We start from the raw sequence: 22,636 nt of genomic DNA, 5'->3' as shown, positions 1-22,636 counted from the left end.
CATAGCACCCGAAGCGCCCGAACGAAGGCGGTAATGTCAGCTCGTCAAGCTTTGCTGGTTTTTGCCAAGCGCCGTCACCTCCGCGACCAAGCGCTCCGCATCCCGCCACTCACCATACCCCGACGCCGGATTCATATGCCCCACCTCGCCCAGATCGACCAACCGGCTGCCCCACCCTGCCGCCAGCGCTTGTGCGCGCTCGAAGCGCGCGAGCGGATCGTTGCGGCTGGCCGCGACGATGCTCGGAAACGGCAGGCGTTCGCGCGGAACCGGCAGCCAGCCATTGGCCCGGATCGCGTCGATCGGCGGATATGGTGCGGGCATCGGCGTCTCGAGATCGGCGGGCGTGACGAGCAGCGCGCCCTCGATCGCTCGCGTCGTTTGCTGCGCCCAATGCACGGTGATCATCACGCCCGCGCTGTGCGCGACGAGGATCACGGGGCCATCGATCGCGGCCAGCGCCGCATCGAGCGCCGCGACGCGCGCGGCGCGGCTCAGCTTGTCGGCTTCGAGCGGCGCGACGGCGCATGCGTTCGGCACCCGCCGTTGCAGATGCGTCTGCCAGTGATCTTCGACGTGATCGCGCAAGCCGGGCACGATCAGGATGGTGGGCGCGGTCACCAGGGTCATGCTGCCTCCGGGAGGAATCGGTTCAGGAAAGGTGTGACGCGCGCCGTTCGCGTTCGACGCGCGCGAGATCGGCCGCGTAGCTCGCGCGGCCGATCGCGAACAGCACGGCGGCCGCGAGCGGCACGGCGGGAATCCATTGCAGTGCGCCGACGAGGCCGGCGCGATCGGCAACCCACCCCGTCAGCAGCGGGCCCGGCGCCATGCCGAGCAGGTTGTTGGCGAGCGTGAGCGTCGCGAACGCCGATGCGTGGATCGCGGCCGGCGTCAGGTTCGCGACCATCGCGCCCGATGCACCCGATGCACCCGCGCCCACCAGCATGCCCGCGCAGATCAGCGCGAGCTGCAGCGGCCCGGGCGGCAGCCGGAACGCGACCGCGAGACACACGCCCGTCAGCACGCAATACGCGATCGCGGTCAGCCATTTGCGCGCGCCGTCGGCGCGCCCGACGCGGTCGGTGACGATCCCGCAGCCGACCATCCCGACGCCCGACAGCAGCACGAAGCCGGCCGCAAGCACGGCCGCACGGTCCGGCGCCATCGCGTAATAGCGGTTCAGGTAGCTCGGCAACCACGCGAACAGCGCGCCGGGCACGAACAGGTGCAGCCCGCTGCCGACATACGCGCAGATCACCGAACGCGATGCGAACAGCCCGGACATCAGCGCACGCATGTTGCCGCGCAGGCCGCGCGGCGCATCGGCATGCGGCCTGCACGGTTCGATGCGGCATGCGGCGAGCCGCCGTTCGGTGACCACGCCGCGGTACGCGACGAGCAGCACGATGCCGAGCGCGGCCATCACGCCGAACGACCAGCGCCAGCCGAGATGCGCGCCGACGAGGCCGCCGAGCGCCATCCCGAACACGGAGCCGAACGCGCCGCCGGCCATGAACGCGCCAGTCAGCGTCGCGCGCAGGCGCGCCGGAAAGATGCTGAGGATCAGGGCGACGCCGACGCTGCCGTACGCGGCTTCGCCGAGTCCGACAAGCCCGCGCGCGACGAGCATTTCGGCGTAGTTGGTCGACAGCGCGCAGCCGAGCGTCGCGACGCTCCACAACGCGGCCATCAACACGATGCTGCGCACGCGGCCGAAGCGGTCGGCGAGCACCGACAGCGGAAACGTCAGCAGCCCGACGAGCAGCGCGACGACGCCGGACAGCGAGCCGAGCTGCGTGTCCGACAGCCCCCACGCGTGCTTGAGCAGCGGAAACACGGCATTGAGGACCTGCCGCGACATGTAGTCCGACAGCAGCAGCCCGACGGTCAGCCCGAACACGAGCCAGGCATAGGCCGGCGCGCGCCGCCCGGTGGCCGCCACGTCCTGCAGCGACGGCTCGACGTGATGAATCAGCATGCGTGTCTCCTCCGGCACCGGTGCGGCAACGCGCCGGCGCGGCTTGCGCGGCCCCGCTCCGTTCGTCGGAGCTTGCCTCGCGCACCGCGCGAGGGTGGGTGCCGCGCCACATCGATCGGCAGGCGGCGCCTGTATGCCGCCCGGATGCGCGGTGCGTCAGGCCGCGCGCAGCGGCACGTTCGACTGGCCCGGCCGGCGGTTCGGCGCCATCCCGAGTCGCGCGAGCGTTTCGTCGACGCCGTCGTACTGCACGCCGATCCGGTAGATCGCCTTCGCCTCCTTGCCAGTGGCGATGTCGCGGCCGAGTTCGCGGGCGATCCGCACGCACTGCTCGACCTGCTGCACCGACGTCATCCGGTTGCCCTTCTGGTCGATGATCGTGTCCTCGATCCCGCAGCGCGGATGCAATCCCAGCGCCATCGCGACGGTGTTGATCGGCAGCACGTTCTTCATCAGCGATTCGAGCGTGATGCACGCGCCGTCGGGGCAGCGCCGGATGAATTCCATGAAGTTGTACGGATTCGGGCCGTCGAAGCCACCGCCGATGCCGACCCACGTGACGTTCAGCGGCCCGCGATAGACGCCGCGGCGGATGATCCGCTCGAGTGTCTCCAGCGCGTGCATGCCGGTGAGCTGGAAGTGCGGCTGGATCCCGGCCGCCTGCAGCCGGCGCAGGTGTTCGTCGACCCAGCCGGGGCCGGCCGGCACGGTCATCTCGCGATACGCGTCCCAGAGCGCGGCCTCGTTGAGCGACGTGCCGGCGATGTCCTTGCGGTTCATCAACTCGGTGATGTTCATCTGCACGGTATTGATCGCCACCGTCACCTGATCGGGCTTCGGCGTCAGCTCGGCGAGCATGTGGCGCGTGTCGTCGGACAGCCATTTCGCTTCCGCGCCGTCGCCTTCCGGCGCAAACGAGATCGAGCCGCCGACCTGCAGGATCATGTCGGGCACGGCGTCGCGCAGCCGGCCGAGCAGCTCGTTGAATTTCGACAGCCGTTTGCTGCCCTTGCCGTCGAGCTCGCGCACGTGCAGGTGCAGCACCGTCGCGCCCGCGTTGTAGCAGTCGACGGCCTTCTGCACGTGCTCGTCCATCGTCACGGGAATGTCTTCCGGAAAATCGGCGGGCATCCATTCGGGGCCGTACGGCGCGACCGTGATGACCACCTTGTCCTGGTTTTCCGGGTGCAGCGAATCGTCGAGAAATTGCATGTCGTCCTCCAGATGGAATCGTTGTGTTCGGGGCGTACGGGCGTGCGTATCCCGTCGCGCCGGGCGGCTCGCCCGGTGCGTGGTGCGTTGTTGCGAATGAGCTACGGCGCGGCCGCGTTCAGAACGGCACGTCGCCGACGATGCCCGCGCGCTCCATCCTGCGCACGCACGGCGGGTAGTCCATCACCGCGTAATGCTGCGTGCTGCGGTTGTCCCAGATCGCGACGCTGTTCTTCTTCCAGCGCCAGCGCACCTGGTATTCGGGGATGTACGCCTGGCTGATCAGGTATTGCAGCAACTGGCCGGCGCCGGGATTCGCGTCCTGCCCGAAGCGCACGCGCCCGGGCGTGTGGAAATTCGTGAAATGCGTCGTGAACGCGTTCACGTACAGCACCTTTTCGCCCGTTTCGGGATGCGTGCGCACGACCGGATGCTCGGCGTCCGGATACTGCGCCTTCAACGCAAGGCGCTTGTCGAGCGGCATCGCGGCGCCGAAGCTCGCCTCGATGCTGTGACGCGCGCGCAAGTCCGCGATCTGCTGCTTCACGTGTTCCGGCAGTTGCTCGTACGCGAGCACCATGTTCGCCCACATCGTGTCGCCGCCGACTGCCGGCCCCTCGACACAGCGCAGCACGCAGCCGAGCGGCGGCGCCACGCGCCAGCTCGCGTCGCTGTGCCACGCGTTCTCGTAGCGGTCGCTCGGCTGCTCGGGCGACTTGTAGATCCGCACGAGCCCGGGATGCTCGGGATCGCTGCCGGCGACCGGATGATCCTCGAGCTCGCCGAAGCGGCGCGCGAACGCGACGTGCTCGGCACGCGTGATGTCCTGGTCGCGCAGGAACAACACGCGATGGCGCAGCAGCTGCGCGCGGATCTCGGCGAACAGGCCGTCGTCGTGCACGGCGTCGGCGAGGCTCACGTCCAGCAGCTCCGCGCCGATCGCACAGGTCAGGGGTTCGACTCGCATGCGCATCTCCTCAGACGATGAACACCGACGAGCCGGTGGTCTTGCGCGATTCCAGGTCGCGGTGCGCCTGCGCCGCGTCCTGAAGCGCATAACGCTGGTTGATCTCGATCCGGATGCGGCCGGCCGCGACGTGCGCGAACAGTTCGCCGGCCAGATCGTTCTTCTCGGCCGGATCGGCGATGTAGTCGGCCAGCGCCGGGCGCGTCAGGTACAGCGAGCCCTTCATCGCGAGGCGCTGCGGGTCGAACGGCGGGATCGGGCCCGACGCGGTGCCGACGCAGACCATCAGCCCGCGCCGCTTCAGCGAATCGAGCGAGCCTTCGAAGGTGTCCTTGCCGACGCTGTCGAACACGACGTCGACGCCCGCACCGTCCGTCAGTTCGCGCACGCGCTTCGCGACGTCCTCGCGGCTGTAGTCGATCGTATGGTCGCAGCCGTGCGCGCGGGCGACCTCGGCCTTGTGCTCGCTCGACACGGTGCCGATCACCGTGAGTCCGAGCAGCTTCGCCCATTGCGACACGATGAGCCCGACGCCGCCCGCGGCCGCATGCAGCAGGATCGTGTCGCCCGGCGCGAAGTCGTGGATGCGGCGCAGCAGGTACGCCGACGTCAGCCCGCGCATCGTCATCGCGGCGGCCGTGTCGCATGCGATGCCGGCCGGCAGCTTCACGAGCGGCGCGGCCGGAATCAGCCGTTCCGTGCTGTACGCGCCGAGCGTGTTAAGGAAGCCGGTGTAGGTCACGCGGTCGCCGACGGCGACGTTCGTCACGCCGGGGCCGGCGGCCTCGACCACGCCGGCCGCCTCGACGCCGATGCCGGCCGGCAGCGGCACCGGGTACAGGCCGCTGCGGAAGTACGTATCGGCGAAGTTCAGGCCGACGGCCTCGTGCCGCAGGCGAACCTGCCCGGCGCCCGGCTCGCCGACTTCGACCGCTTCCCAGCGCAGCACGTCGGGGCCGCCGGTTTCGTGGAATCGCACTGCATGTGCCATCTCGTTCTCCGTAAGTATTCAGTCGGATGCGTGTCGCGCATCGTCGGATTCGTCCGCGTCCGGCTTCGCCGCGTCTGCGCCGCTCGCCGCGGACGTATCCAGTTCGTTCCAGTCGGCGTCGCCCAGGTAGCGCCGCGCGGCCGGGAAAATCACGCCTTCCATGCGTCCCATCTGCTCGAACGCGCTGCGCGCATACGCGGCGAGCGCGGCATCGAACGCGGCCGACGGCAATCCGTCGGCGGCGAGCCGCGCCAGCGCGTCGAGCGCATGCGCGTCGCGGCGCCGCTGGCGCTCGAGCTCGTCCAGTTCGGCCACGGCGCTCTCCGCCCGCATGCGCAACGCGGCGCACAGGCGGGCCTCGGCGGACGCGCCGAAGCGCGCGTTCTGCAGCGCGGCGAGCGACGCCAGCACCGCCAGCGCACCGCCCGCGTCGGCGGTCGGCCGCGTTGCCGCGTCCGGGTCCTTGCTTGCCATCGTCAGCGCCTGCAGCCGCTCGCCGAGCGCGCGGTGCGCCGCGAGACAGCGCGCCATCACGCGTGCCTCGGCCGGTGCACGCCGCGCCGGGCACACGAGCACCGGCACACGACTCGTCGCCAGCAACGAGCGCCGTTGCGCGGCCACGGCGGCATCGGCATCGTGCGGCAGCGCCGCGACGCCGATCAGGTCGCAGCCGAGCTCGCCGGCGAGCTTGGCGGGCGACGTCTCGTTCGCCCCCGGATGACCGGCCCCCGGTTGGCCGGCCCCCGGATGGCCGGCCCCCGCGATCGCATGGGACAGGCCCTGCGCCCGTGCGGCGGCTTCCACTTTCGCACCGTGTTCCGGCGTCCGCGCTCCGGATAAACGCGAGTCCGGCGCGGCGTCGGACAGCACGAACGTGACCCGCGCGCCGACCGCACGCGCCAGTTCGAGCGCATGGCCGATCGCGTCGATGCCGCCGGGCGCGCCGTCGACCGTCACGAGCAGATGGCGATACATCGCGCCGCTCCGTTTATCCGGCACGCGGTGCGCTGCGTCGCGCGCCGGTCGATACGATGTTCATGGTTCCTCCTCGTGGCATTCGTCGATTGCGTTCGTCACGCATCGGAACCCATGCTATCGACCGGGCGGCGGTGCTGCCCCACTCGTCGCGGGGGGGATTGACGCGCGAACGTGGTTCGGCCGATCCTGTCCCCCACGCTCATCCCGGACGCTGGCCAGCACGGCATCGCCGGACTCCGACTCCTGCCCCGATGGCCCACCCACCCGATCGCGCCGACGCGCCCCCCACCGAACTCGTGCTGAAGACGACCGCGCCGCGCGTGCCGGCGCAGTTGCTCGCGCGTGCGCGGCTGAGCCTCGCCGCGCCGGCGTTCGACGCGCGGCCCGTCACGCTCGTGCAGGCGCCGGCCGGCTACGGCAAGACCTCGCTGCTCGCGCAATGGCGCCGCGAATCCCTGGCGCTCGGCCGCGCGGTCGTGTGGCTGTCCGCCGACGAGCGCGACGACGCACCGCGCCTGCTGCAGGGGCTCGTGCAGGCGGTGCGCACCGGGTGCGCGCGGCCCGGCTTCGGGCGCCTGATTCCGGATGGCGCCGCCCGCGCGCTGGAAGGCATGACCGCGTGGCTGGCCGAAGTCGCGCAACTGTCGCTCGACGCGCTGCTGATCGTCGACGATGCGGAGCGCTTGCCGCCCGCCGGCCTCGACGCGCTGACCTACGTGCTGCACAACGCGCCGCAGAACCTGCGCGTGGTCGTCGCGGCCCGGCGCGGCCTCGATCACGCGGCCGGCGATCTGCTCGCCGGCGGCCAGTGCACGCTCGCGGGCCCAGACTGGCTGCGCTTCACGCTCGACGAGACGATCGCGCTGGTCGGCGCGCGCTTCGCGCAGCGGGTCGACGCCGACGCGTGCGCGCGACTGTTCGAGCGCGTCGACGGCTGGCCGCTCGGGCTGCAGCTCGCGATGGCCGCGATGGCGCGCTCGGCCGATCCGCGCCAGGCCGTCGACGCACTCGCCGCGCGGATGGACGGCACCCGCGACCGGCTCGTCGAGCTGCTGCTCGCGAACCTGTCGGCCGACGACACCGCGTTCCTCACGCGCACGAGCGTCGCCGACCGCCTGCATCCGTCGCTGTGCGCGGCGCTGCTCGACGACGCGAGCGCCCCCGCCACGCTCGCGCGGCTCGCGCGCGACACGCCGCTGTTCATCGCGTCCGACGATTCCGACTGGTGCCGGCTGCACCCGCTCGTGCGCGATACGTTGCGCGACCGCCTCGCGGCGCGCCCGGACGCCGAACGCAGCGCGCTGCACGCACGCGCGGCCGCGTGGCTCGACGCGCACGGAATGACGGAGGAAGCCGCGCGCCATGCGTATGCGGCCGGCCAGTTCGACACGGCCTACGCGCTGGCGCAGCGCTGCCTCGAGGACGCGATCAAGCAGGGCCGCATCAACGACGTGCTCGACTGGCTCGCGCTGCTGCCCGATGCGGAGCTCGACAAGCGTCCGACGCTGCGGATCGCGGTCGCGTGGGCGCTGGCGCTCGGCGAGCGCCATGTCGAGGCGCAGCGACAGATCGCCGGCATCCTCGCCGAGCCCGGCACGCCGGCCGCGATGCGCTACGAATGCGCGCTGATCCTCAGCGCGGCGGCCTATTACGCGGACGAAATCGACCGATTCGTCGAGCTGTTCGAACCGTGGGCCGGCTTCACGCCGCCCGCGGCGACATGGCTCGCGCAGATGCACGCGAACCGTCTGGCGGCGCGCGCGATCATCGTCGGCGAACCGGCGCAGGCACGCCGCTTCCAGCAGGCGGCGCCGCGCGGCGAGACGGCGGCCGGATTCGGCTACGTCGCGCGCTGGGGCGAACTGATCACGGGCCTGAGCTATCTGCGCGAAGGTCAGATCCTGCTCGCGGACGACGCGTTGTCGCCCGCGCTCGCCCGCGCGGAAGCCGACCTCGGGCGCCGCCATCCGCTGACCTGCATGCTCGCGGCGATGTGCGCGGCGATCGCCTACGAGGCCGATCGCGTCGACCAGGCCGCCGCGCTGCTCGCGAACCGGCTCGACGTGCTCGAGCACGCGGGCACGCCGGACACCGTGCTGCTCGGCTATCGGACGGCCGCGCGCATCGCGCTGCTGCGCGGCGTCGAGCATCGCGCGATCGACCTGCTCGAGGCGCTCGATGCGATGGGTGTCGCGCGCCGGCTGCCGCGCCTGTCGGTCGCGAGTCTCGCCGAGCAGGTGCGCATTCACGCGGCGCGCTATCGCGAGGCGACCTGCCATGCGCTGGTCGAGCGGATCGATGCGATCGCCGCGGCCGAGTTTCCGTCGCACGGGCCGCTGTGGCGGCGCCCCGTCGTGCTGCTGCAGGCGACGGCGCACGCGGGCGCCGCGCTTGCCGCGCGCCGCTGGGACGATGCATGCGCGGCGCTCGACGAGGCAGCGGTGCTGGCACGCGAGATGAGCATGGGACGCGAGCGCATCGAGATCATGGCGCTCAGCGCGTTCGCGCTCGAACAGTCCGGGCACGGCGGCCGGGCGCTGCTCGACGAGGCGATCAACCTGGCCGACATGTTCGGCCTCACGCGCACGCTCGCCGACGCGCATCCGGCCGTCGCCGACTGGGCGCGCCGCATCGGCGACGAGGCGCCCGCGGGCGACGGCGCCGTGCGGCCCGCGCAGCCGCAGCCGCGCATCGTGCCGCCCGCGCCGCGCAACCCGGCCAGCCCGCGCGCGGTGCCGAGCGTCGTGCTGACGCCCAAGGAACGCGCGATTCTCGAACTGCTCGCGCGCAACCTGTCGAACAAGGAAATCGCGGTGGCGCTCGCCGTGGGCGAGGAAACCGTGAAGTGGCACCTGAAGAACCTGTTCGGCAAGCTCGACGCCAGCTCGCGCAAGCACGCGGTGCGTCGCGCGCTCGTGCTCGGGCTGCTCGAAAGCGCGCCGTGACCGCTGTCTGCGCGCATCGGTAGCGGCGTTACGCCGGCCGTTGAAGTCGACCTCGTCTTCGCTCCCCGATCGATTCTCCGCAACCCTGCCCCCCGCGCTTGGGGGGGAGCGGCCGCGCGCCGTTGCGTAACCTTTCCGCACGGCTCGCCCCGGCGTCGCATCGCGCCTTCCTGCCTGCCCGCTGCTTCCCCCGCTTCACCCGCCCGGGCTCGATCCCGTGCGGTCCATTACGATCCTGGAGACTTCGATGAAGACGAAACTGGCCGCGCTCGCGGCGCTTGCCGGCTGTTCGGCGCTCGCGCACGCGCAATCCTCCGTCACGCTGTACGGCGTGGTCGATACGGGCCTGTTGTACCAGAGCACGTCGGCTGCATCGTTCAGCCCGAGCGCGCCGAACACCGGCAAGGTGTTCCGGATGAAGGACGGCGGCATCTATTCGAGCTTCTGGGGCATCAAGGGCAGCGAGGACCTGGGCGGCGGCTACAAGGTCAACTTCAAGCTGCAGGGTTCGTTCGACAGCGGCACCGGCAAGATGCAATTAAGCGACACGCCGGGCGCTGCCGCGATCTTCAACCAGGTCGCGTCGCTCGGCGTGTCGGGTCCGTTCGGCACGTTCACGGCCGGCCGCCAGATCGTGCCGATGATCTATGCGATGGCCGACACCGACGTGCGCAACGCGCAGTTCTTCGGCAGCGTGCTGACCGCTTGGCTCGGCCTGAACACCGCGGCCGGCTGGCCGGGCACGAGCACCAACGGCGCGATCGGCGCGCTGTACGACAGCAACGCGCTCGTCTATCAGTCGCCGACGTTCGCGGGCGCGTCGATCGCGCTCGAATACGCGCCCGGCGGCGTCGCCGGGCAGTTCCAGGGCGGCACGCGCGAGTCGGTCGTGCTGCGGTATTCGAACTACGGGCTCAATGCGTCGGCCGTCTACTACAACGGCCACGATACGAACCCGGCGCCGGGTGTCGCGCCGACCGGCGTCGACAACAACCGCTTCGTGTACGTCGGCGCGAAATACACGATCCGCGACTTCTCGGTGTCGGCGTCGTACGGCAACGGCCGCAATCCGTCGCATGCGGACAAGGTGAACCTCGACATGCTGTCGGCCGGCATCGGCTATCGCTTCACGCCGGCGCTGCAGGTCGCGTCGGCCGTGTACTACCTGAAGGACCGCAACCGCGCCGAGAACCGGTCGACGGCCGTCGTCCTCACCGCCGACTACAGTCTGTCGAAGCGGACGATGGTGTATGCGCAGGTCGGCCACGTGAACAACCGCGGCACGATGGACCAGATGCTCGTGTACGGGCAGCCGGTCGCGCCCGGCGTCGGCACGACCGCCGCGATGCTCGGGCTGCGGCACAACTTCTGACGACACGGCGACGCAGCGACGCAGCGGGCGCGCGGCGGCACGCGGGCACGGCGCGCGGCCGCCGTCTGCAGCGATTGCGGGGATCGGCTACAGTGGGCGTTTTCGGTGCGCTCCGCGCGCCTGTCGACGTGTTCGTCCCGTTCCTGCCGCGGTGTCGGCGGCGTCGGGCGACGCGCGGCAGGACGACGGAGCGCGGATCCTCCACATTGACGAGCGAACCTCCATGCCCGATCTGTCCGCCTTCCCGATCACGAAAAAATGGCCTGCCCGGCATCCCGACCGTCTGCAGTTGTACTCGCTGCCGACGCCCAACGGCGTCAAGGTATCGATCATGCTCGAGGAAACCGGCCTGCCGTACGAGCCGCACCTCGTGCGCTTCGACACCAATGACCAGCTGTCGCCCGAATTCCTGTCGCTGAACCCGAACAACAAGATCCCGGCGATCATCGATCCGAACGGCCCCGACGGCCGGCCGCTGCCGCTGTTCGAATCCGGCGCGATCCTGATCTATCTCGCGGACAAGACGGGCCAGCTGATTCCGAAGGATCCCGCCGGCCGCTACGAGACGATCCAGTGGGTGATGTTCCAGATGGGCGGCATCGGGCCGATGTTCGGCCAGGTCGGCTTCTTCCACAAGTTCGCGGGCCGCGATTACGAGGACAAGCGTCCGCGCGACCGCTACGTTGCGGAATCGAAGCGCCTGCTCGCCGTGCTCGACGCGCATCTCGCGAATCGCACGTGGATGATGGGCGACACGTACACGATCGCCGACATCGCGATCTTCCCGTGGGTGCGCAACCTCGTCGGCTTCTATGAAGCGGGCGACCTGGTCGGCTTCGGCGAATTCAAGCATGTCGCGCGCGCGCTCGACGCGTTCGTCGCGCGTCCGGCTGTCGCGCGCGGGCTCAACATCCCGGCACGCGACTGAGACGCGGGCGCGGGGGCGCCCGCTGCCCGGCCCGCCGCGTTGAGCGGCGGGCGATTCTCCCGCTTCCTTCAGGCGGTTCGTTTCTTGTTCGTCGCGTTCGTTCGACGTGACGATTCGGCGTCGCTATTTGTCGGCCGGCGCCGATGCCGCTTTGCCCAACCCCGCCAGCAGCTTTTCCAGCAACGCCGAAAGTTGCGCCTGCTCGTCGTCCGACAGCGCGGCCAGCATCGCGCGCTGATTGTCGACGTGCGCGACCACCGCCTCGTCGATCAGCGCGCGGCCGGCGTCGGTCAACGCGACGAGCGTGCCGCGGCCGTCGGCCGGGTTCGGCCGGCGCTCGACCCACCCGGCCTTCTGCAGCCGGTCGATGCGCGCGGTCATCCCGCCCGACGACATCATCAGCGCGTCGTACAGCGCGGTCGGCGTCAGCGCGAACGGCGTGCCGCTGCGCCGCAGCGTCGCCAGCACGTCGAATTCGCCCGGCTGCATCCCGTAGCGCGCGAACAACGGATTGAGACCGTCGCGTGCGATCACCAGCGCGGCCTCCTGCAGCCGGCCCATCACGAGCATCGACGACGCATCCAGATCCGGACGCTCGACGCGCCATTGCGCGAACGCATGCGCGGCTCGATCCATTAACCCTCCTCGGTTCACCAGTTATCTTGACGTCGAGATAAATCAGCATTTATCTTGATGTCGAGATACTTTACATGAAAACGCGCGCCACCCCCGACGGAGGTGCCGCGCACCGATACCGAGGGCCGTTCCATGAATCGCTTCACTTCCCCCGGGTGGCGGCTTGCCGCCATCGTGCTGGTCGGACTGAACCTGCGGCCGGCGCTGGCCGCGATCGGTCCGCTGCTCGACATGATCCAGCGCGCGACCGGCATCGGCGACGGCGCGGCGAGCCTGCTGACCACGATCCCGATCCTGCTGATGGGCTTGGGCGCGCTGAACGCGCGGCGACTGCAACGGATGACGGGCATCGCGGGCGGCGTGTGGCTCGGCGTCGCGCTGATCGGCTTGGCCTGCGCGTCGCGCATCGGCGCGCGGCACGCGTGGCTGCTGCTCGCGAGCGCCTGCTGCGCGGGCGTCGGGATCGCGATGGTGCAGGCGTTGCTGCCGGGCTTCGTGAAGGCGCATTTCGCGACGCGGATCGGCGGCGCGATGGGCGTCTATTCGACGGCGATCATGGGCGGTGCGGTGCTCGCGAGTGTCGTTGCGCCGTTCGCCGCGGCCCGCTGGGGCTGGCTGGTCGCGCTCGCGGGCTGGGCGCTGCCGGCCGCGCTCGCGGCGCTCGCGTGGCCGCTGGCGAGCCGTGGCGGCGACCCGTTGACGTCCGGACCGACGTCGGGCTCGACGGTGCAGGCGCGGCCTTCGCGCTCGCCGCGCGCGTGGCGGCTCGCGATGTTCTTCGGGATCGCGACGGGCGCCTACACCCTCGTGCTGGCATGGTTGCCGCCGTACTACATGCGGCTCGGCTGGTCGCCGACCGCGGCCGGCGGCTTGCTCGGCGGCGTGACGCTTGCCGAAGTCGTCGCGGGGCTGGCGGTCTCGGCGACGATCGACCGCCTGCCCGATCGCCGGCCGGCGCTGCACGCGGCGATCGCGTCGCTGCTCGCGGGGCTGCTGGTGATGCTGGCCGCGCCGCAGGCTCTGGCGCTGCCGGCCGCGCTGCTGCTGGGGGCCGGTATTGGCGCGCTGTTTCCGTTGTCGCTGATCGTCACGGTCGACCATGCGGCGACGCCGGCCGAAGCGGCGTCGTTGACGGGGTTCGTGCAAGGCATCGGCTATCTGATCGCGGGGCTGTTTCCGTTCGCGGCGGGCATCGTGCGCCAGCGCCTGGCGGATCTGTCGCCCGCGTGGGTCGCGATGGCCTGCCTGTGCGTCGTGCTGTTCGTGCTGGCGGCGGGATTCGCGCCGCGGTTTGCGCGGCGCGTGGCGCGCGCGTAGAGCCGGTCAGACGCGGTGCGTAAAGGCGGCGAGGCGTTGATCTGGGCGTGGCTGGCGCGTGGCGCTCCGGCGCTGCCCGGTCACGCTCGATGTCACGGTTGGAGCCGTTCGGCCAACGGTGTTGCCCGGCGGGCTGGTCGGCTCACGACAACATCCGTCGTCCCAGGCAAGGCCTCGAAACGCCACGTGCACTGCGTTTTCCGTGTACGCGCGCTCAGCTCCCGCTCGCATACAGCGTCGAATCCGCGAATCCTTCTGCATCGAGCACGCGGCCGATCAGGATCAGCGCGGTGCGCTCGATCCGCGTGCCCTGCACCTTGTCGACGATGTCGGCCAGCGTGCCGGTCACGCGTTCCTCGTCGGGCCAGCTGGCACGGTAGATCACCGCGACCGGGCAGGCGGCCCCGTAGTGCGGCAGCACTTCGTCGACGATCCTCGCGAGATGCCGCACGCCAAGATGGATCGCGAGCGTTGCGCGATGCGCGGCCAGCGCGCCGAGCGCTTCGCCTTCCGGCATGGTCGTCTTGCCGGCGAAGCGCGTGAGGATCACCGTCTGCGCGACACCGGGCAGCGTCAGCTCGACGCCGAGCGTTGCCGCGCAAGCAGCCGTGGCAGTCACCCCCGGCACGATTTCATAGGGAATCCCGAGGGCTTTCAGCCGGCGAATCTGTTCGCCGATCGCGCCGTACAGCGACGGATCGCCCGAATGCACGCGCGCGACGTCCTGGCCTTTCGCATGCGCATCGGCGAGCAGCGCGACGATCGCGTCGAGGTCGAGCTCGGCCGTGTTGACGACCTGCTCCGCGCGATGGCCGTCGAGCACGGCCGGCGGCACGAGCGAACCCGCGTACAGGATCACCGGGCACGTGCGCACGAGACGCTGGCCCTTCACCGTGATCAGCTCGGGGTCGCCGGGGCCCGCGCCGATGAAATACACCGTCATCGAAAAATCTCCGTCAATTCATGGGGCAGCGGCTCGTGCGCCATCACGCGCGCGCGGCCGGGTCGAGCGCATCGAGCAGCGCGGCGGTCGAATCGAACGCGCGATCGACGTCGGGCAACGTCGGCCGGCGCAGCATCACGACCGGCAGCCTGCGTTCACGCGCGACGTCGAGCTTTGCCTCGGTCGCGGCGCCGCCGCTGTTCTTGCTGACGACGACGTCGATGCCGGCAAGCGCGAACAGTGCGCGCTCGCCGTCGGGCGTGAACGGCCCGCGCGCGGCGATGATCTGCGCGCGCGCGTTGCCGGGATGCGCGTCGAGGCAGCGCACCAGCCAGAACTGGTGCGGCGGGATCTCGTCGAGATGCGCGAGCGGTTCGCGGCCGAGCGTGAACAGCGGCCGCCGGAACGGCGTGAGCGCGGCCTCGATGCCGGCCCAGTCGTCGACCATGCGCCAGTCGTCGCCGGGCTGCGGCGCCCACGGCGCGCGACGCAGCGCCCACAGCGGCACGCCCGCGTCGCGCGCGGCGGCCGCCGCATTCGCGCTGATTCGCGCGGCATACGGATGTGTCGCATCGATCACGAGGCCGATGCCGGCGCCACGCAGATACGCGGCGAGCCCCGCCGCTCCGCCGAAGCCTCCGACGCGCACTTCGCAGCGCAAGTCGTCGGGCACCTTGCCGAGGCCCGCGAGGCTGTAGACGTGCCGAGGACCGAGCGTGCGTGCGATCTTCAGCGCGTCTGCGGTGCCGCCAAGCAGCAGGATGCGCGCGCTCATCGTGCGCTCCCGACGAAGCCGCCCTGCCGGTCGATCGCGAACATTTCGACCGCGACCGACGACGGTACGATGTCGCGCGCGACGCGCAGCGCATGCGTGCAGACGATGTCGCCAAGCGGCACGCGGTCGTGCTGCGCGAGCTTCAGCGCTTCCTGGCTGGTATTCGCCGCGCGCATCGCGGCCTGCAGCGCCGCGCTCGCGCCCGCCTCGGCCGCCCACTGCGCAAGCAGCGGCAGGTCGATGCTCGAATGGCGGCTGTGCAGGTCGAGATGGCCTGCCGCGAGCTTGCTGAGCTTGCCGAAGCCGCCGCACATCGACAGGCGGGCGACCGGCGCGCGGCGCAGATGCTTGAGCACCGCACCGGCGAAATCGCCCATTTCGATCAGCGCCATGTCGGGCAGGCCGTAGTGCGCGCGCATCGCATCCTCGCTCGCGTTGCCGGTGCATGCGGCGATGTGCGAAATCCCGTTCGCGCGCGCGACGTCGATGCCCTGGTGGATCGACGCGATGTACGCCGAGCACGAGAACGGCCGCACGATGCCGGTCGTGCCGAGGATCGACAATCCGCCGACGATGCCCAGACGCGGGTTCATCGTCTTCAACGCGAGCGCCTCGCCGCCTTCGACGCCGATCGTCACGTCGAAGCCGCCCGCGTAGCCGAATTCGGCCGCGAGCGCGTCGAGGTGCGTGGTCATCATCTGGCGCGGCACCGGATTGATCGCCGGTTCGCCGACCGGCAGCGTGAGTCCGGCGCGCGTGACGGTGCCGACACCGGGCCCCGCGTGAAAGCGCACGCCGGGCATATCCGCGAGCGCCACGCGCGCAAAGACGAGCGCGCCGTGCGTGACGTCCGGATCGTCGCCGGCATCCTTGATCGTGCCGGCTTCCGCGCCGTTAGCCGTCGTCCGGCAGAACGCGAGCCGCATCATCACGCGCTGTCCCTTCGGCAGCACGATCTCGACCGCGTCGGCCGCGACGCCCGCGAGCAGCAGGCGCGCGGCCGCAAGCGACGTCGCGGTCGCGCAGCTGCCGGTCGTATAGCCGAAGCGCAGCGGTGCAGGTTGTTCGGGCGTTTCGTCTCGCATCATGCGCAGGCCGCGAGGCCGGTTGCCGTGGCATGCGGCTTGTGCACGTCGTACAGCGTGACGGGCAGCGGCTGCCGCCACGTGTCGAAGCGGCCGAGCGGCTCGGCGTGCGCGAGCGACACGCGCGTGAGCGTACCGCCGTGCAGGTCGCGCCACGCGGCGAGCGCGAGCTCGCCCTGCAACGTGACGGCGTTCGCGACGAGCCGTCCGCCGGGCTTCAGCGCCGACCAGCACGCGTCGAGCACGCCGGGCGCGGTTGCACCGCCACCGATGAAGATCGCGTCGGGCGTCGCGAGCCCGGCGAGCGCCTCGGGCGCGCGCCCCGCGACGAGTTGCAGCGCCGGCACGCCGAGCGCGTCGCGGTTGTGCTCGATGAAGCGCTGCCGCTCCGCATGCGATTCGATCGCGATCGCCTGGCATGACGGATGCGCGCGCATCCACTCGATGCCGATCGAGCCGCTGCCCGCGCCGACGTCCCACAGCAGTTCGCCGGGCGCGGGCGCGAGGCGTCCGAGCGTCAGCGCGCGCATGTCGCGCTTGGTGAGCTGGCCGTCGTGGCGGTATGCGTCGTCGGGCAGGCCGGGCGTGAGTGCGCGGCGTGGCGCGTCGGGGCCGGCCTGGCAATCGAGCGCAACGAGATTGAGCGCGGCGGTTTCGTCGATGTTCCAGTCCTGCGCGAGGCCGTCGATGCGCCGTTCCAGCGGGCCGCCAAGGTGTTCGAACACGCTGATGCGCGTCGGGCCGAAGCCGCGCGCGGCGAGTTCGGCGGCGACCGTGGCCGGCGTGCGGCCGTCGGCGCTCAGCACGAACAGGCGCCGGCCCGGCAGCAGATGACGCGCGAGCGTCGCGAGCGGCCGGCCGACGAGCGACACCGCGCCGACGTCCTGCAACGCCCAGCCGAGCCGCGCGGCCGCGAGCGACAGCGACGACGGCGCGGGCAGCACGCGCCATTCGCCGGGCGATAGTTCACGCACGAGGGTCGCGCCGACGCCGAACAGCATCGGGTCGCCGCTTGCCAGCACGCAGACGGGCGAACCGCGCCGCGCGAGCAGGCCCGACACGTCGAACGGCGAAGGCCATGCTGCGCGTTCGGCCCGCAGCCGTGCGGGCAGCATGTCGAGGTGCCGCTTCGCGCCGACGACCCGCGTCGCCTCGAGCAGCGCGCGCCGCGCGCTGCGCCCGAGGCCCGCGTAGCCGTCGTCGCCGATGCCCACTACCGTCAGCCACGCCGTCATGCACCCTTCCCCATCGTCCGGTTCCATCGAGTCGGCGCACGGCGGCCGTGAAAGCGCCGGTGCGGCCGTCCGCATTGCGAAAGTCGGCATGGTACCGTGTTCCTCCACGCGTTTCATCTGCGGGGCCGCCGATGCCCGGCCGCGTTGCGCTTCGGCCGCGGTGCCCGTTCGGCGGTCGCGAAGCGCCGGTGAAATCGGGTATGCTACGGCCGTTCGTTCGCCGGTGCCCTTCGGGGCCGAAGAGGGAACACAGGGCGCGCACCGCGCCGCTGTGGCTGCCCCCGCAACTGTAGACAGCGAGCCGATCTCCCCCTCGTGCCACTGGTTTCACCGGGAAGGCCGGGAGCCGGCGCCGACCTGTCAGCCAGGAGACCTGCCGGCATGAAAGTGCGTGCGTGCCAGTCGGCGTCGGGCGGGGTGTACCGATGCGTTGGCCGCGGCGCGACACTGTCCCCGGTATCCCGTTGAGCTCCGCCCCCGATTCCATTCCTGCGTCGTCGCCCGTCGTGCGCCCGTCGGCTTGCCCGGGGCTCGTGCGCGTCGTCGCGGCCGCCGACGGCGGGCTGTGCCGGATCAAGCTGCCCGGCGGCCGGCTCGACGCACGGCAGGCGCGTGCAATTGCCGCCGCTGCCCGCGCCTGCGGCTCGGGCGCGATCGACGCGACCAATCGCGCGAATCTGCAACTGCGCGGCATCCGCGACGGCGCGGCCGAGACGCTGGCCGACGCGTTGCTCGCCGCGGGCCTGGGCCCGCACGCGAGCACGGGCGATGCCGCCGACGACCGGGCCGCGCTCGCCGCGAGCGACGATATCCGCAACCTGATGCTCAGCCCGCTCGCGGGGCGCGATCCCGACGCACTCGTCGACAGCCGCGCGCTCGCGCTGCCGTTGCTCGACATGCTCACGCACGAGCCGCGTCGCGGCGAGGTGTCGCCGAAATTCTCGATCCAGCTCGATGGCGGCGAATCGGTCGCGGCGCTCGATCATCCGCACGACATCTGGCTTGCCGCGCGACGCCGCGAAGACGGCGCAATCCGCATCGCCGCGGGCCTCGCCGGCTGCCCGCCGGTCGCGCCCGGCGATCCGCCCGCCTGGTTCGACGTCGCGCCGGACCAGACCGTCGCGCTCGTTCGCGCGCTGCTGCTCGCGTTCCTCGATCTCGCACCGGCCGATGTCACGCGCATGCGTGCGTTGCTCGCAGCCGGCGCCGCACGCGCGCTGCGCGAGCGCGCGCAGCATTACGCTCCCTTCCTGCTCGAGGCCGATCCGGGCTTGTCCGGCTGGCGGCGCAAGCATGCGGACGCGGCGCTGCGTTTCGGCGTACGGCCGTCGCGCGATGCGGATCGCTGCAGCGTCGGCGCGCAGTTCGTGCTCGGCCGGCTCGACGCAATCCAGCTCGAACGGCTCGCGGCACTCGCCGAAGCACACGGCGACGGCACGCTGTCGATGACCCCGTGGCAAGGCGTGTTCGTGCACGGCGTGCGGCACGAGCGCACGCGCGCCGTGCTCGACACGCTCGCGGCGCTCGGCCTCGTGTGCTCGACCTCCGACCCGCTGGCGGCGCTGGTCGCCTGCACCGGCAGCGCGGGCTGCGCGAAGTCGCGCGCCGATACGAAACACGATGCGCTCGCGCTGGCCGCACGTATCGGCCATCCGGTCGACGTGCACCTGACCGGCTGCGAGCGCCACTGCGCGCTGCCGCACCCCGCCGCGCACACGCTCGTCGCGGTCGCGCCGGCACGCTACGACCTTTACCGGCGCGACGCCGCCGCGGGCCTCGGCGCCCCGCTCGCGCGCCATCTGACGATTGACCAGGCCGCGGCCCGACTGGCGGGCGCGCGGCACAGCCAGGACACCACCGATGCTTGACTACATTCGCGACGGGCAGGAAATCTACCGCCAGTCGTTCGCGACGATCCGCGCCGAGGCCGACCTGTCGCACGTTCCGCCCGATCTCGAGAAGCTCGCGGTGCGCGTGATCCACGCGTGCGGGATGGTCGATGTCGCCTACGACCTGCGCTTCTCGGCCGGCGCGGGCGCGGCGGGCCGCGCGGCGCTCGAAGCCGGCGCGCCGATCCTCTGCGACGCGCGGATGGTCGCCGAAGGCATCACGCGCGCGCGGCTGCCGGCCGGCAATCGCGTGATCTGCACGCTCGGCGAACCGGAAGTGCCCGACCTCGCCCGGCATCTCGGCAACACGCGCTCGGCCGCGGCGCTCGAACTGTGGCGCCCGCATCTGGCCGGCAGCGTCGTCGTGATCGGCAACGCGCCGACCGCGCTGTTTCACCTGCTCGACATGATCGACGCAGGTGCGCCGCGCCCCGCGCTGATCCTCGGTTTTCCGGTCGGCTTCATCGGCGCGGCCGAATCCAAGGCCGCGCTCGACGCCGACAGCCGCGGCGTGCCGTACGTCGCGCTGCTCGGCCGGCGCGGCGGCAGCGCAATGGCCGCGGCCGCCGTCAACGCACTCGCGACGGAGGCGGAATGACGGCCCCGCGCGGACGCCTGTTCGGCGTCGGCGTCGGCCCCGGCGACCCCGAACTGATGACGATCAAGGCGCTGCGCGTACTGCAGGCGGCGCCGGTGGTCGCGTATTTCGTCGCGAAGGGCAAGAAGGGCAATGCGTACGGGATCGTCGAGGCGCACCTGCTCGATGCGCAGACGCAACTGCCGCTCGTCTATCCGGTGACGACCGAGGCGCTGCCGCCGCCGCTCTGCTACGAGACCGTGATCGCCGATTTCTACGATACGGCCGCCGAAATCGTCGCGTCGCATCTCGACGCCGGGCGCGACGTCGCGGTGATCTGCGAAGGCGATCCGTTCTTCTACGGGTCGTACATGTACCTGCACGATCGCCTCGCGCCGCGCTACGACACCGAGGTGATCCCGGGCGTGTGCGCGATGCTCGGCGGCACCGCCGTGCTCGGCCAGCCGCTCGTCTATCGCAACCAGAGCCTGTCGGTGCTGTCCGGCGTGCTGCCGGAGGACGAATTGCGCACGCGCCTCGCGCAGGCCGACGCGGCCGTCGTGATGAAGCTGGGCCGCAATTTCGACAAGGTGCGCCGCGTGCTCGACGAGCTCGGGCTCGCGAAGCGCGCGCTGTACGTCGAGCGCGCGACGATGGCGGCGCAGCGCATCGTGCCGCTCGACGAAGTCGATCCGATGGCGTCGCCGTACTTCTCATTGCTCATCGTGCCGGGGGAAAAATGGCAAGGATGACGACTCCGCCCGCGATCGTGATTCTCGGCGCGGGCGCGCTCGATACCGCGCGGCGCATCCAGGCGCGCTATCCGGGCGCCTCGGTGCACGGGCTCGCGTCGCGCGTCGAGGCCGACGTGCCGTTCGACGAACTCGGCGCACATCTGCGTGAGCTGTACGCACGCGGCCTGCCGATCGTCGCGCTGTGCGCGGCCGGCATCGTGATCCGTTGCGTCGCGCCGGCGCTGGCCGACAAGGGCATCGAGCCGCCCGTGCTCGCGGTCGCGGAAGACGGCTCGGCCGTCGTGCCGCTGCTCGGCGGGCTGACCGGCGTCAACCTGATCGCGCGCGAAATCGCCGAATGCCTCGGCGTCGCACCGGCGATCACGACGAGCGGCGAGCTGCGCTTCGGCGCGTGCGTGCTCAACCCGCCCGACGGCTATGCGCTCGCCGATCTCCAGCAAGGCAAGCGTTTCGTGTCCGACCTGCTCGCTGGCGCGGCCACGCGCATCGACGGCGCGGCGCCGTGGCTCGACGACGTCGCGTTGCCGCGCGACGATGCGGCCGCGCATGCGATCCGCGTGACGCCCGATGCATGGCGCGGCGCGCGCGACGAACTCGTGATCCATCCGCGCAGCGTGGTGGTCGGCATCGACGCGCACGCCGTGCGGGCCGATGCGTCGCCGTCGCTTGCCGAGCGTATCGACGCGCTGCTCGAGATGAACGGTCTCGCGCGACTGGCGCTTGCCGCACTCGTCGCATCGGCGACGTTGCAAGGCGATGCGCGCGTCGACGCGGCGGCACGGACGCTGGGCGTGCCGCTGCGCTTCGCCGATGTCGGCGGCGATGTCGCCGGCGACCGGGATGTCGATGCCGCTGCCCTGCTGGGCGCTACGCTGCGCGTTGCGCACACGCTGCGCGCAGTATCCGACGGCCTCGCATGCGCGGTGGCGGCGCAACCCGTCGACCCGGCGTCGCTCGGCCGTGCACGCGGCCGCCTGACGGTGCTCGGCCTCGGCCCGGGCGATGCGGCGTGGCTCACGCCCGCCGCCCGCACCGCGCTCGCGCAAGCCACCGACATCGTCGGCTACACGACCTACGTGACGATGGCCGGCCCGTTCCGCGCGGACCAGCGCGTGCACGGCACGGACAATCGCGAGGAAATGCAGCGTGCGCGCCATGCGTTCGAACTCGCGGCCGAAGGCCGGCACGTCGCGGTCGTGTCGTCGGGGGATCCCGGGGTGTTCGCGATGGCCGCGGCCGTGCTCGAAGCGCTCGACGAAGCGCGCGACCCGCGATGGGCCGCGGTCGAACTGCGTATCGAACCCGGCGTATCGGCGTCGCTCGCAACCGCCGCGCAGGCCGGCGCGCCGCTCGGTCACGATTTCTGCGCGATCTCGCTGTCGGACAACCTGAAGCCGTGGAACGTGATCGAGACACGCCTGCGGCACGCGGCGCAAGCCGATCTCGTGATGGCGTTCTACAACCCGATTTCGCGTGCCCGGCCGTGGCAGCTCGACCGTGCGCTCGACGCGGTGCGCGCGTATCGAGCGGCAGACACCATCGTCGTGCTCGGCCGCGATATCGGCCGGCCCGGCGCGACGCTCGCGACGACGACGCTCGGCGCGCTGCGCAGCGATCAGGTGGACATGCGCACGATGGTGATCGTCGGCTCGTCGACGACGCGGCGTTTCGCGATCGGCGACGGGCGTGAGTGGGTCTACACGCCGCGCTGGTATCGCTGAAGGCGCGTCTCCCGCTATTCGCGTGCCGCGCGGGCCGGCCCGGCGTGGCCCGTTCGCCGGAAGCGGTCCATCGGCATGGTGGACCGCTTCCGTGCGCATCGCTTCATCGCCCCGACAGACCACACGCGTCACGCAAGCGGAAAAATCTGCCGCCTCGCGTTTCGATATGCGATCGAATCGGCAAGATCGTTACGTATCGGGAATCGAATAACGAAAAGAACACCTAAGTATTCACGATTCGGCGCGAATCCTCCAAGATGAGCACGCCGCCAGGCGGGCATACCCGATCGCCCGCGAGGCGGCGATACGCAGGCCAGCGTATCCCTCTT

19 protein-coding genes and 1 riboswitch are annotated in these 22,636 nt (G+C 71.2%); of the genes, 8 read left to right on the top strand and 11 right to left on the bottom strand.

Translation table 11 applies throughout. The annotated features are described in order from the left end of the window. Positions 1–36: 36 nt before the first annotated feature. The 6 genes from HW466_RS09370 to HW466_RS09345 all read right to left on the bottom strand — a co-directional run bounded on the left by HW466_RS09370 (position 37) and on the right by HW466_RS09345 (position 6,126). The gene (locus tag HW466_RS09370; RefSeq protein WP_151004789.1) at positions 37–630 is read right to left on the bottom strand and encodes an RBBP9/YdeN family alpha/beta hydrolase; all 594 of its coding nucleotides are present in this window, start codon (positions 628–630) and stop codon (positions 37–39) included. A gap of 22 nt (positions 631–652) precedes the next feature. Then, positions 653–1,981 carry an MFS transporter gene (locus HW466_RS09365; protein ID WP_060023464.1) on the bottom strand — a complete coding sequence of 443 codons (1,329 nt, stop codon included), beginning with the start codon at positions 1,979–1,981 and terminating at the stop codon, positions 653–655. A gap of 156 nt (positions 1,982–2,137) precedes the next feature. Further along, a complete protein-coding gene (locus HW466_RS09360) occupies positions 2,138–3,193 on the bottom strand; it encodes a beta-keto acid cleavage family enzyme (protein WP_059449710.1) in 1,056 nt (351 codons plus the stop codon). A 118-nt stretch (positions 3,194–3,311) separates the two neighbouring features. Then, positions 3,312–4,160, bottom strand: a complete 849-nt coding sequence (locus tag HW466_RS09355) for a TauD/TfdA dioxygenase family protein (protein ID WP_151004787.1) — start codon at positions 4,158–4,160, stop codon at positions 3,312–3,314. A 10-nt stretch (positions 4,161–4,170) separates the two neighbouring features. Then, complete coding sequence (locus tag HW466_RS09350) at positions 4,171–5,151, bottom strand: quinone oxidoreductase family protein (protein WP_060127692.1); 981 nt, start codon at positions 5,149–5,151, stop codon at positions 4,171–4,173. Positions 5,152–5,169: 18 nt separating this feature from the next. Continuing rightward, positions 5,170–6,126, bottom strand: a complete 957-nt coding sequence (locus tag HW466_RS09345) for a universal stress protein (RefSeq protein WP_174905809.1) — start codon at positions 6,124–6,126, stop codon at positions 5,170–5,172. A gap of 254 nt (positions 6,127–6,380) precedes the next feature. Here HW466_RS09345 and HW466_RS09340 point away from each other — a divergent pair, with 254 nt between their 5' ends. From HW466_RS09340 to HW466_RS09330, 3 genes are all read left to right on the top strand, one after another. Continuing rightward, the gene (locus HW466_RS09340) at positions 6,381–9,074 is read left to right on the top strand and encodes a winged helix-turn-helix domain-containing protein (protein ID WP_174905810.1); all 2,694 of its coding nucleotides are present in this window, start codon (positions 6,381–6,383) and stop codon (positions 9,072–9,074) included. A gap of 247 nt (positions 9,075–9,321) precedes the next feature. Continuing rightward, positions 9,322–10,446: a porin gene (locus tag HW466_RS09335; RefSeq protein ID WP_059544673.1), complete on the top strand. Its 1,125-nt coding sequence runs from the start codon at positions 9,322–9,324 to the stop codon at positions 10,444–10,446. Positions 10,447–10,669: 223 nt separating this feature from the next. Next, entirely contained in the window at positions 10,670–11,374 is a 705-nt protein-coding gene (locus tag HW466_RS09330; RefSeq protein ID WP_059502050.1) for a glutathione S-transferase N-terminal domain-containing protein, read from the top strand. A 123-nt stretch (positions 11,375–11,497) separates the two neighbouring features. On the opposite strand, the gene HW466_RS09325 is transcribed toward HW466_RS09330, so the two are convergent. Next, positions 11,498–12,010, bottom strand: coding sequence for a MarR family winged helix-turn-helix transcriptional regulator (locus HW466_RS09325; RefSeq protein WP_059790640.1), 513 nt, complete (start codon positions 12,008–12,010; stop codon positions 11,498–11,500). A gap of 132 nt (positions 12,011–12,142) precedes the next feature. Here HW466_RS09325 and HW466_RS09320 point away from each other — a divergent pair, with 132 nt between their 5' ends. Next, positions 12,143–13,327 (top strand): MFS transporter, encoded by a 1,185-nt coding sequence (locus HW466_RS09320; RefSeq protein WP_176316076.1) that lies wholly within the window; start codon positions 12,143–12,145, stop codon positions 13,325–13,327. 214 nt (positions 13,328–13,541) lie between these two features. Here the strand turns inward: HW466_RS09320 and cobM are convergent, their stop codons facing one another. The 4 genes from cobM to HW466_RS09300 are packed head-to-tail and all read right to left on the bottom strand — an operon-like array spanning position 13,542 to position 17,365. Beyond that, positions 13,542–14,270 carry a precorrin-4 C(11)-methyltransferase gene (gene cobM / locus HW466_RS09315; RefSeq protein WP_059798260.1) on the bottom strand — a complete coding sequence of 243 codons (729 nt, stop codon included), beginning with the start codon at positions 14,268–14,270 and terminating at the stop codon, positions 13,542–13,544. A gap of 43 nt (positions 14,271–14,313) precedes the next feature. After that, positions 14,314–15,045 (bottom strand): cobalt-precorrin-6A reductase, encoded by a 732-nt coding sequence (locus HW466_RS09310; protein ID WP_174906062.1) that lies wholly within the window; start codon positions 15,043–15,045, stop codon positions 14,314–14,316. Then, entirely contained in the window at positions 15,042–16,130 is a 1,089-nt protein-coding gene (locus tag HW466_RS09305; protein WP_151007051.1) for a cobalt-precorrin-5B (C(1))-methyltransferase, read from the bottom strand. The genes HW466_RS09310 and HW466_RS09305 overlap by 4 nt, the downstream gene beginning before the upstream one ends. Then, positions 16,130–17,365 carry a bifunctional cobalt-precorrin-7 (C(5))-methyltransferase/cobalt-precorrin-6B (C(15))-methyltransferase gene (locus HW466_RS09300; protein WP_059848752.1) on the bottom strand — a complete coding sequence of 412 codons (1,236 nt, stop codon included), beginning with the start codon at positions 17,363–17,365 and terminating at the stop codon, positions 16,130–16,132. The genes HW466_RS09305 and HW466_RS09300 overlap by 1 nt, the downstream gene beginning before the upstream one ends. Positions 17,366–17,569: 204 nt before the next feature. Then, positions 17,570–17,760: riboswitch (cobalamin riboswitch) on the top strand. Positions 17,761–17,790: 30 nt separating this feature from the next. On the opposite strand from HW466_RS09300, the gene cobG reads away from it, so the two are divergent. The 4 genes from cobG to cobJ are packed head-to-tail and all read left to right on the top strand — an operon-like array spanning position 17,791 to position 22,307. After that, positions 17,791–19,233 carry a precorrin-3B synthase gene (cobG, locus tag HW466_RS09295; protein WP_420908194.1) on the top strand — a complete coding sequence of 481 codons (1,443 nt, stop codon included), beginning with the start codon at positions 17,791–17,793 and terminating at the stop codon, positions 19,231–19,233. Beyond that, on the top strand, positions 19,226–19,852 hold the full coding sequence (locus tag HW466_RS09290; RefSeq protein WP_059594780.1) for a precorrin-8X methylmutase: 627 nt from the start codon (positions 19,226–19,228) through the stop codon (positions 19,850–19,852). Before cobG ends, HW466_RS09290 begins: the two co-directional genes overlap by 8 nt. Continuing rightward, on the top strand, positions 19,849–20,583 hold the full coding sequence (locus HW466_RS09285) for a precorrin-2 C(20)-methyltransferase (protein ID WP_151007018.1): 735 nt from the start codon (positions 19,849–19,851) through the stop codon (positions 20,581–20,583). Before HW466_RS09290 ends, HW466_RS09285 begins: the two co-directional genes overlap by 4 nt. Further along, on the top strand, positions 20,580–22,307 hold the full coding sequence (gene cobJ / locus HW466_RS09280; RefSeq protein ID WP_174906061.1) for a precorrin-3B C(17)-methyltransferase: 1,728 nt from the start codon (positions 20,580–20,582) through the stop codon (positions 22,305–22,307). The genes HW466_RS09285 and cobJ overlap by 4 nt, the downstream gene beginning before the upstream one ends. Positions 22,308–22,636 lie beyond the last annotated feature (329 nt).

It is taken from the genome of Burkholderia territorii (assembly GCF_902833055.1).
Taxonomy (GTDB): Bacteria; Pseudomonadota; Gammaproteobacteria; order Burkholderiales; family Burkholderiaceae; genus Burkholderia; species Burkholderia territorii.
The sequence above is the reverse complement of the archived record's forward strand: the minus strand, read 5'-3'. Positions and strand labels throughout refer to the sequence as shown.

Bases quoted from the DNA above. Each gene is read 5' to 3' on its own strand.
- cobM (WP_059798260.1), bottom strand. From the start codon at position 14,270: ATGACGGTGTATTTCATCGGCGCGGGCCCCGGCGACCCCGAGCTGATC.
- HW466_RS09370 (WP_151004789.1), bottom strand. From the start codon at position 630: ATGACCCTGGTGACCGCGCCCACCATCCTGATCGTGCCCGGCTTGCGC.
- HW466_RS09345 (WP_174905809.1), bottom strand. From the start codon at position 6,126: ATGTATCGCCATCTGCTCGTGACGGTCGACGGCGCGCCCGGCGGCATC.
- HW466_RS09305 (WP_151007051.1), bottom strand. From the start codon at position 16,130: ATGCGAGACGAAACGCCCGAACAACCTGCACCGCTGCGCTTCGGCTAT.
- HW466_RS09330 (WP_059502050.1), top strand. From the start codon at position 10,670: ATGCCCGATCTGTCCGCCTTCCCGATCACGAAAAAATGGCCTGCCCGG.
- HW466_RS09285 (WP_151007018.1), top strand. From the start codon at position 19,849: ATGACGGCCCCGCGCGGACGCCTGTTCGGCGTCGGCGTCGGCCCCGGC.
- HW466_RS09335 (WP_059544673.1), top strand. From the start codon at position 9,322: ATGAAGACGAAACTGGCCGCGCTCGCGGCGCTTGCCGGCTGTTCGGCG.
- HW466_RS09290 (WP_059594780.1), top strand. From the start codon at position 19,226: ATGCTTGACTACATTCGCGACGGGCAGGAAATCTACCGCCAGTCGTTC.
- HW466_RS09340 (WP_174905810.1), top strand. From the start codon at position 6,381: ATGGCCCACCCACCCGATCGCGCCGACGCGCCCCCCACCGAACTCGTG.
- HW466_RS09365 (WP_060023464.1), bottom strand. From the start codon at position 1,981: ATGCTGATTCATCACGTCGAGCCGTCGCTGCAGGACGTGGCGGCCACC.
- HW466_RS09360 (WP_059449710.1), bottom strand. From the start codon at position 3,193: ATGCAATTTCTCGACGATTCGCTGCACCCGGAAAACCAGGACAAGGTG.
- HW466_RS09300 (WP_059848752.1), bottom strand. From the start codon at position 17,365: ATGACGGCGTGGCTGACGGTAGTGGGCATCGGCGACGACGGCTACGCG.
- HW466_RS09325 (WP_059790640.1), bottom strand. From the start codon at position 12,010: ATGGATCGAGCCGCGCATGCGTTCGCGCAATGGCGCGTCGAGCGTCCG.
- cobG (WP_420908194.1), top strand. From the start codon at position 17,791: ATGCGTTGGCCGCGGCGCGACACTGTCCCCGGTATCCCGTTGAGCTCC.
- cobJ (WP_174906061.1), top strand. From the start codon at position 20,580: ATGACGACTCCGCCCGCGATCGTGATTCTCGGCGCGGGCGCGCTCGAT.
- HW466_RS09320 (WP_176316076.1), top strand. From the start codon at position 12,143: ATGAATCGCTTCACTTCCCCCGGGTGGCGGCTTGCCGCCATCGTGCTG.
- HW466_RS09310 (WP_174906062.1), bottom strand. From the start codon at position 15,045: ATGAGCGCGCGCATCCTGCTGCTTGGCGGCACCGCAGACGCGCTGAAG.
- HW466_RS09350 (WP_060127692.1), bottom strand. From the start codon at position 5,151: ATGGCACATGCAGTGCGATTCCACGAAACCGGCGGCCCCGACGTGCTG.
- HW466_RS09355 (WP_151004787.1), bottom strand. From the start codon at position 4,160: ATGCGAGTCGAACCCCTGACCTGTGCGATCGGCGCGGAGCTGCTGGAC.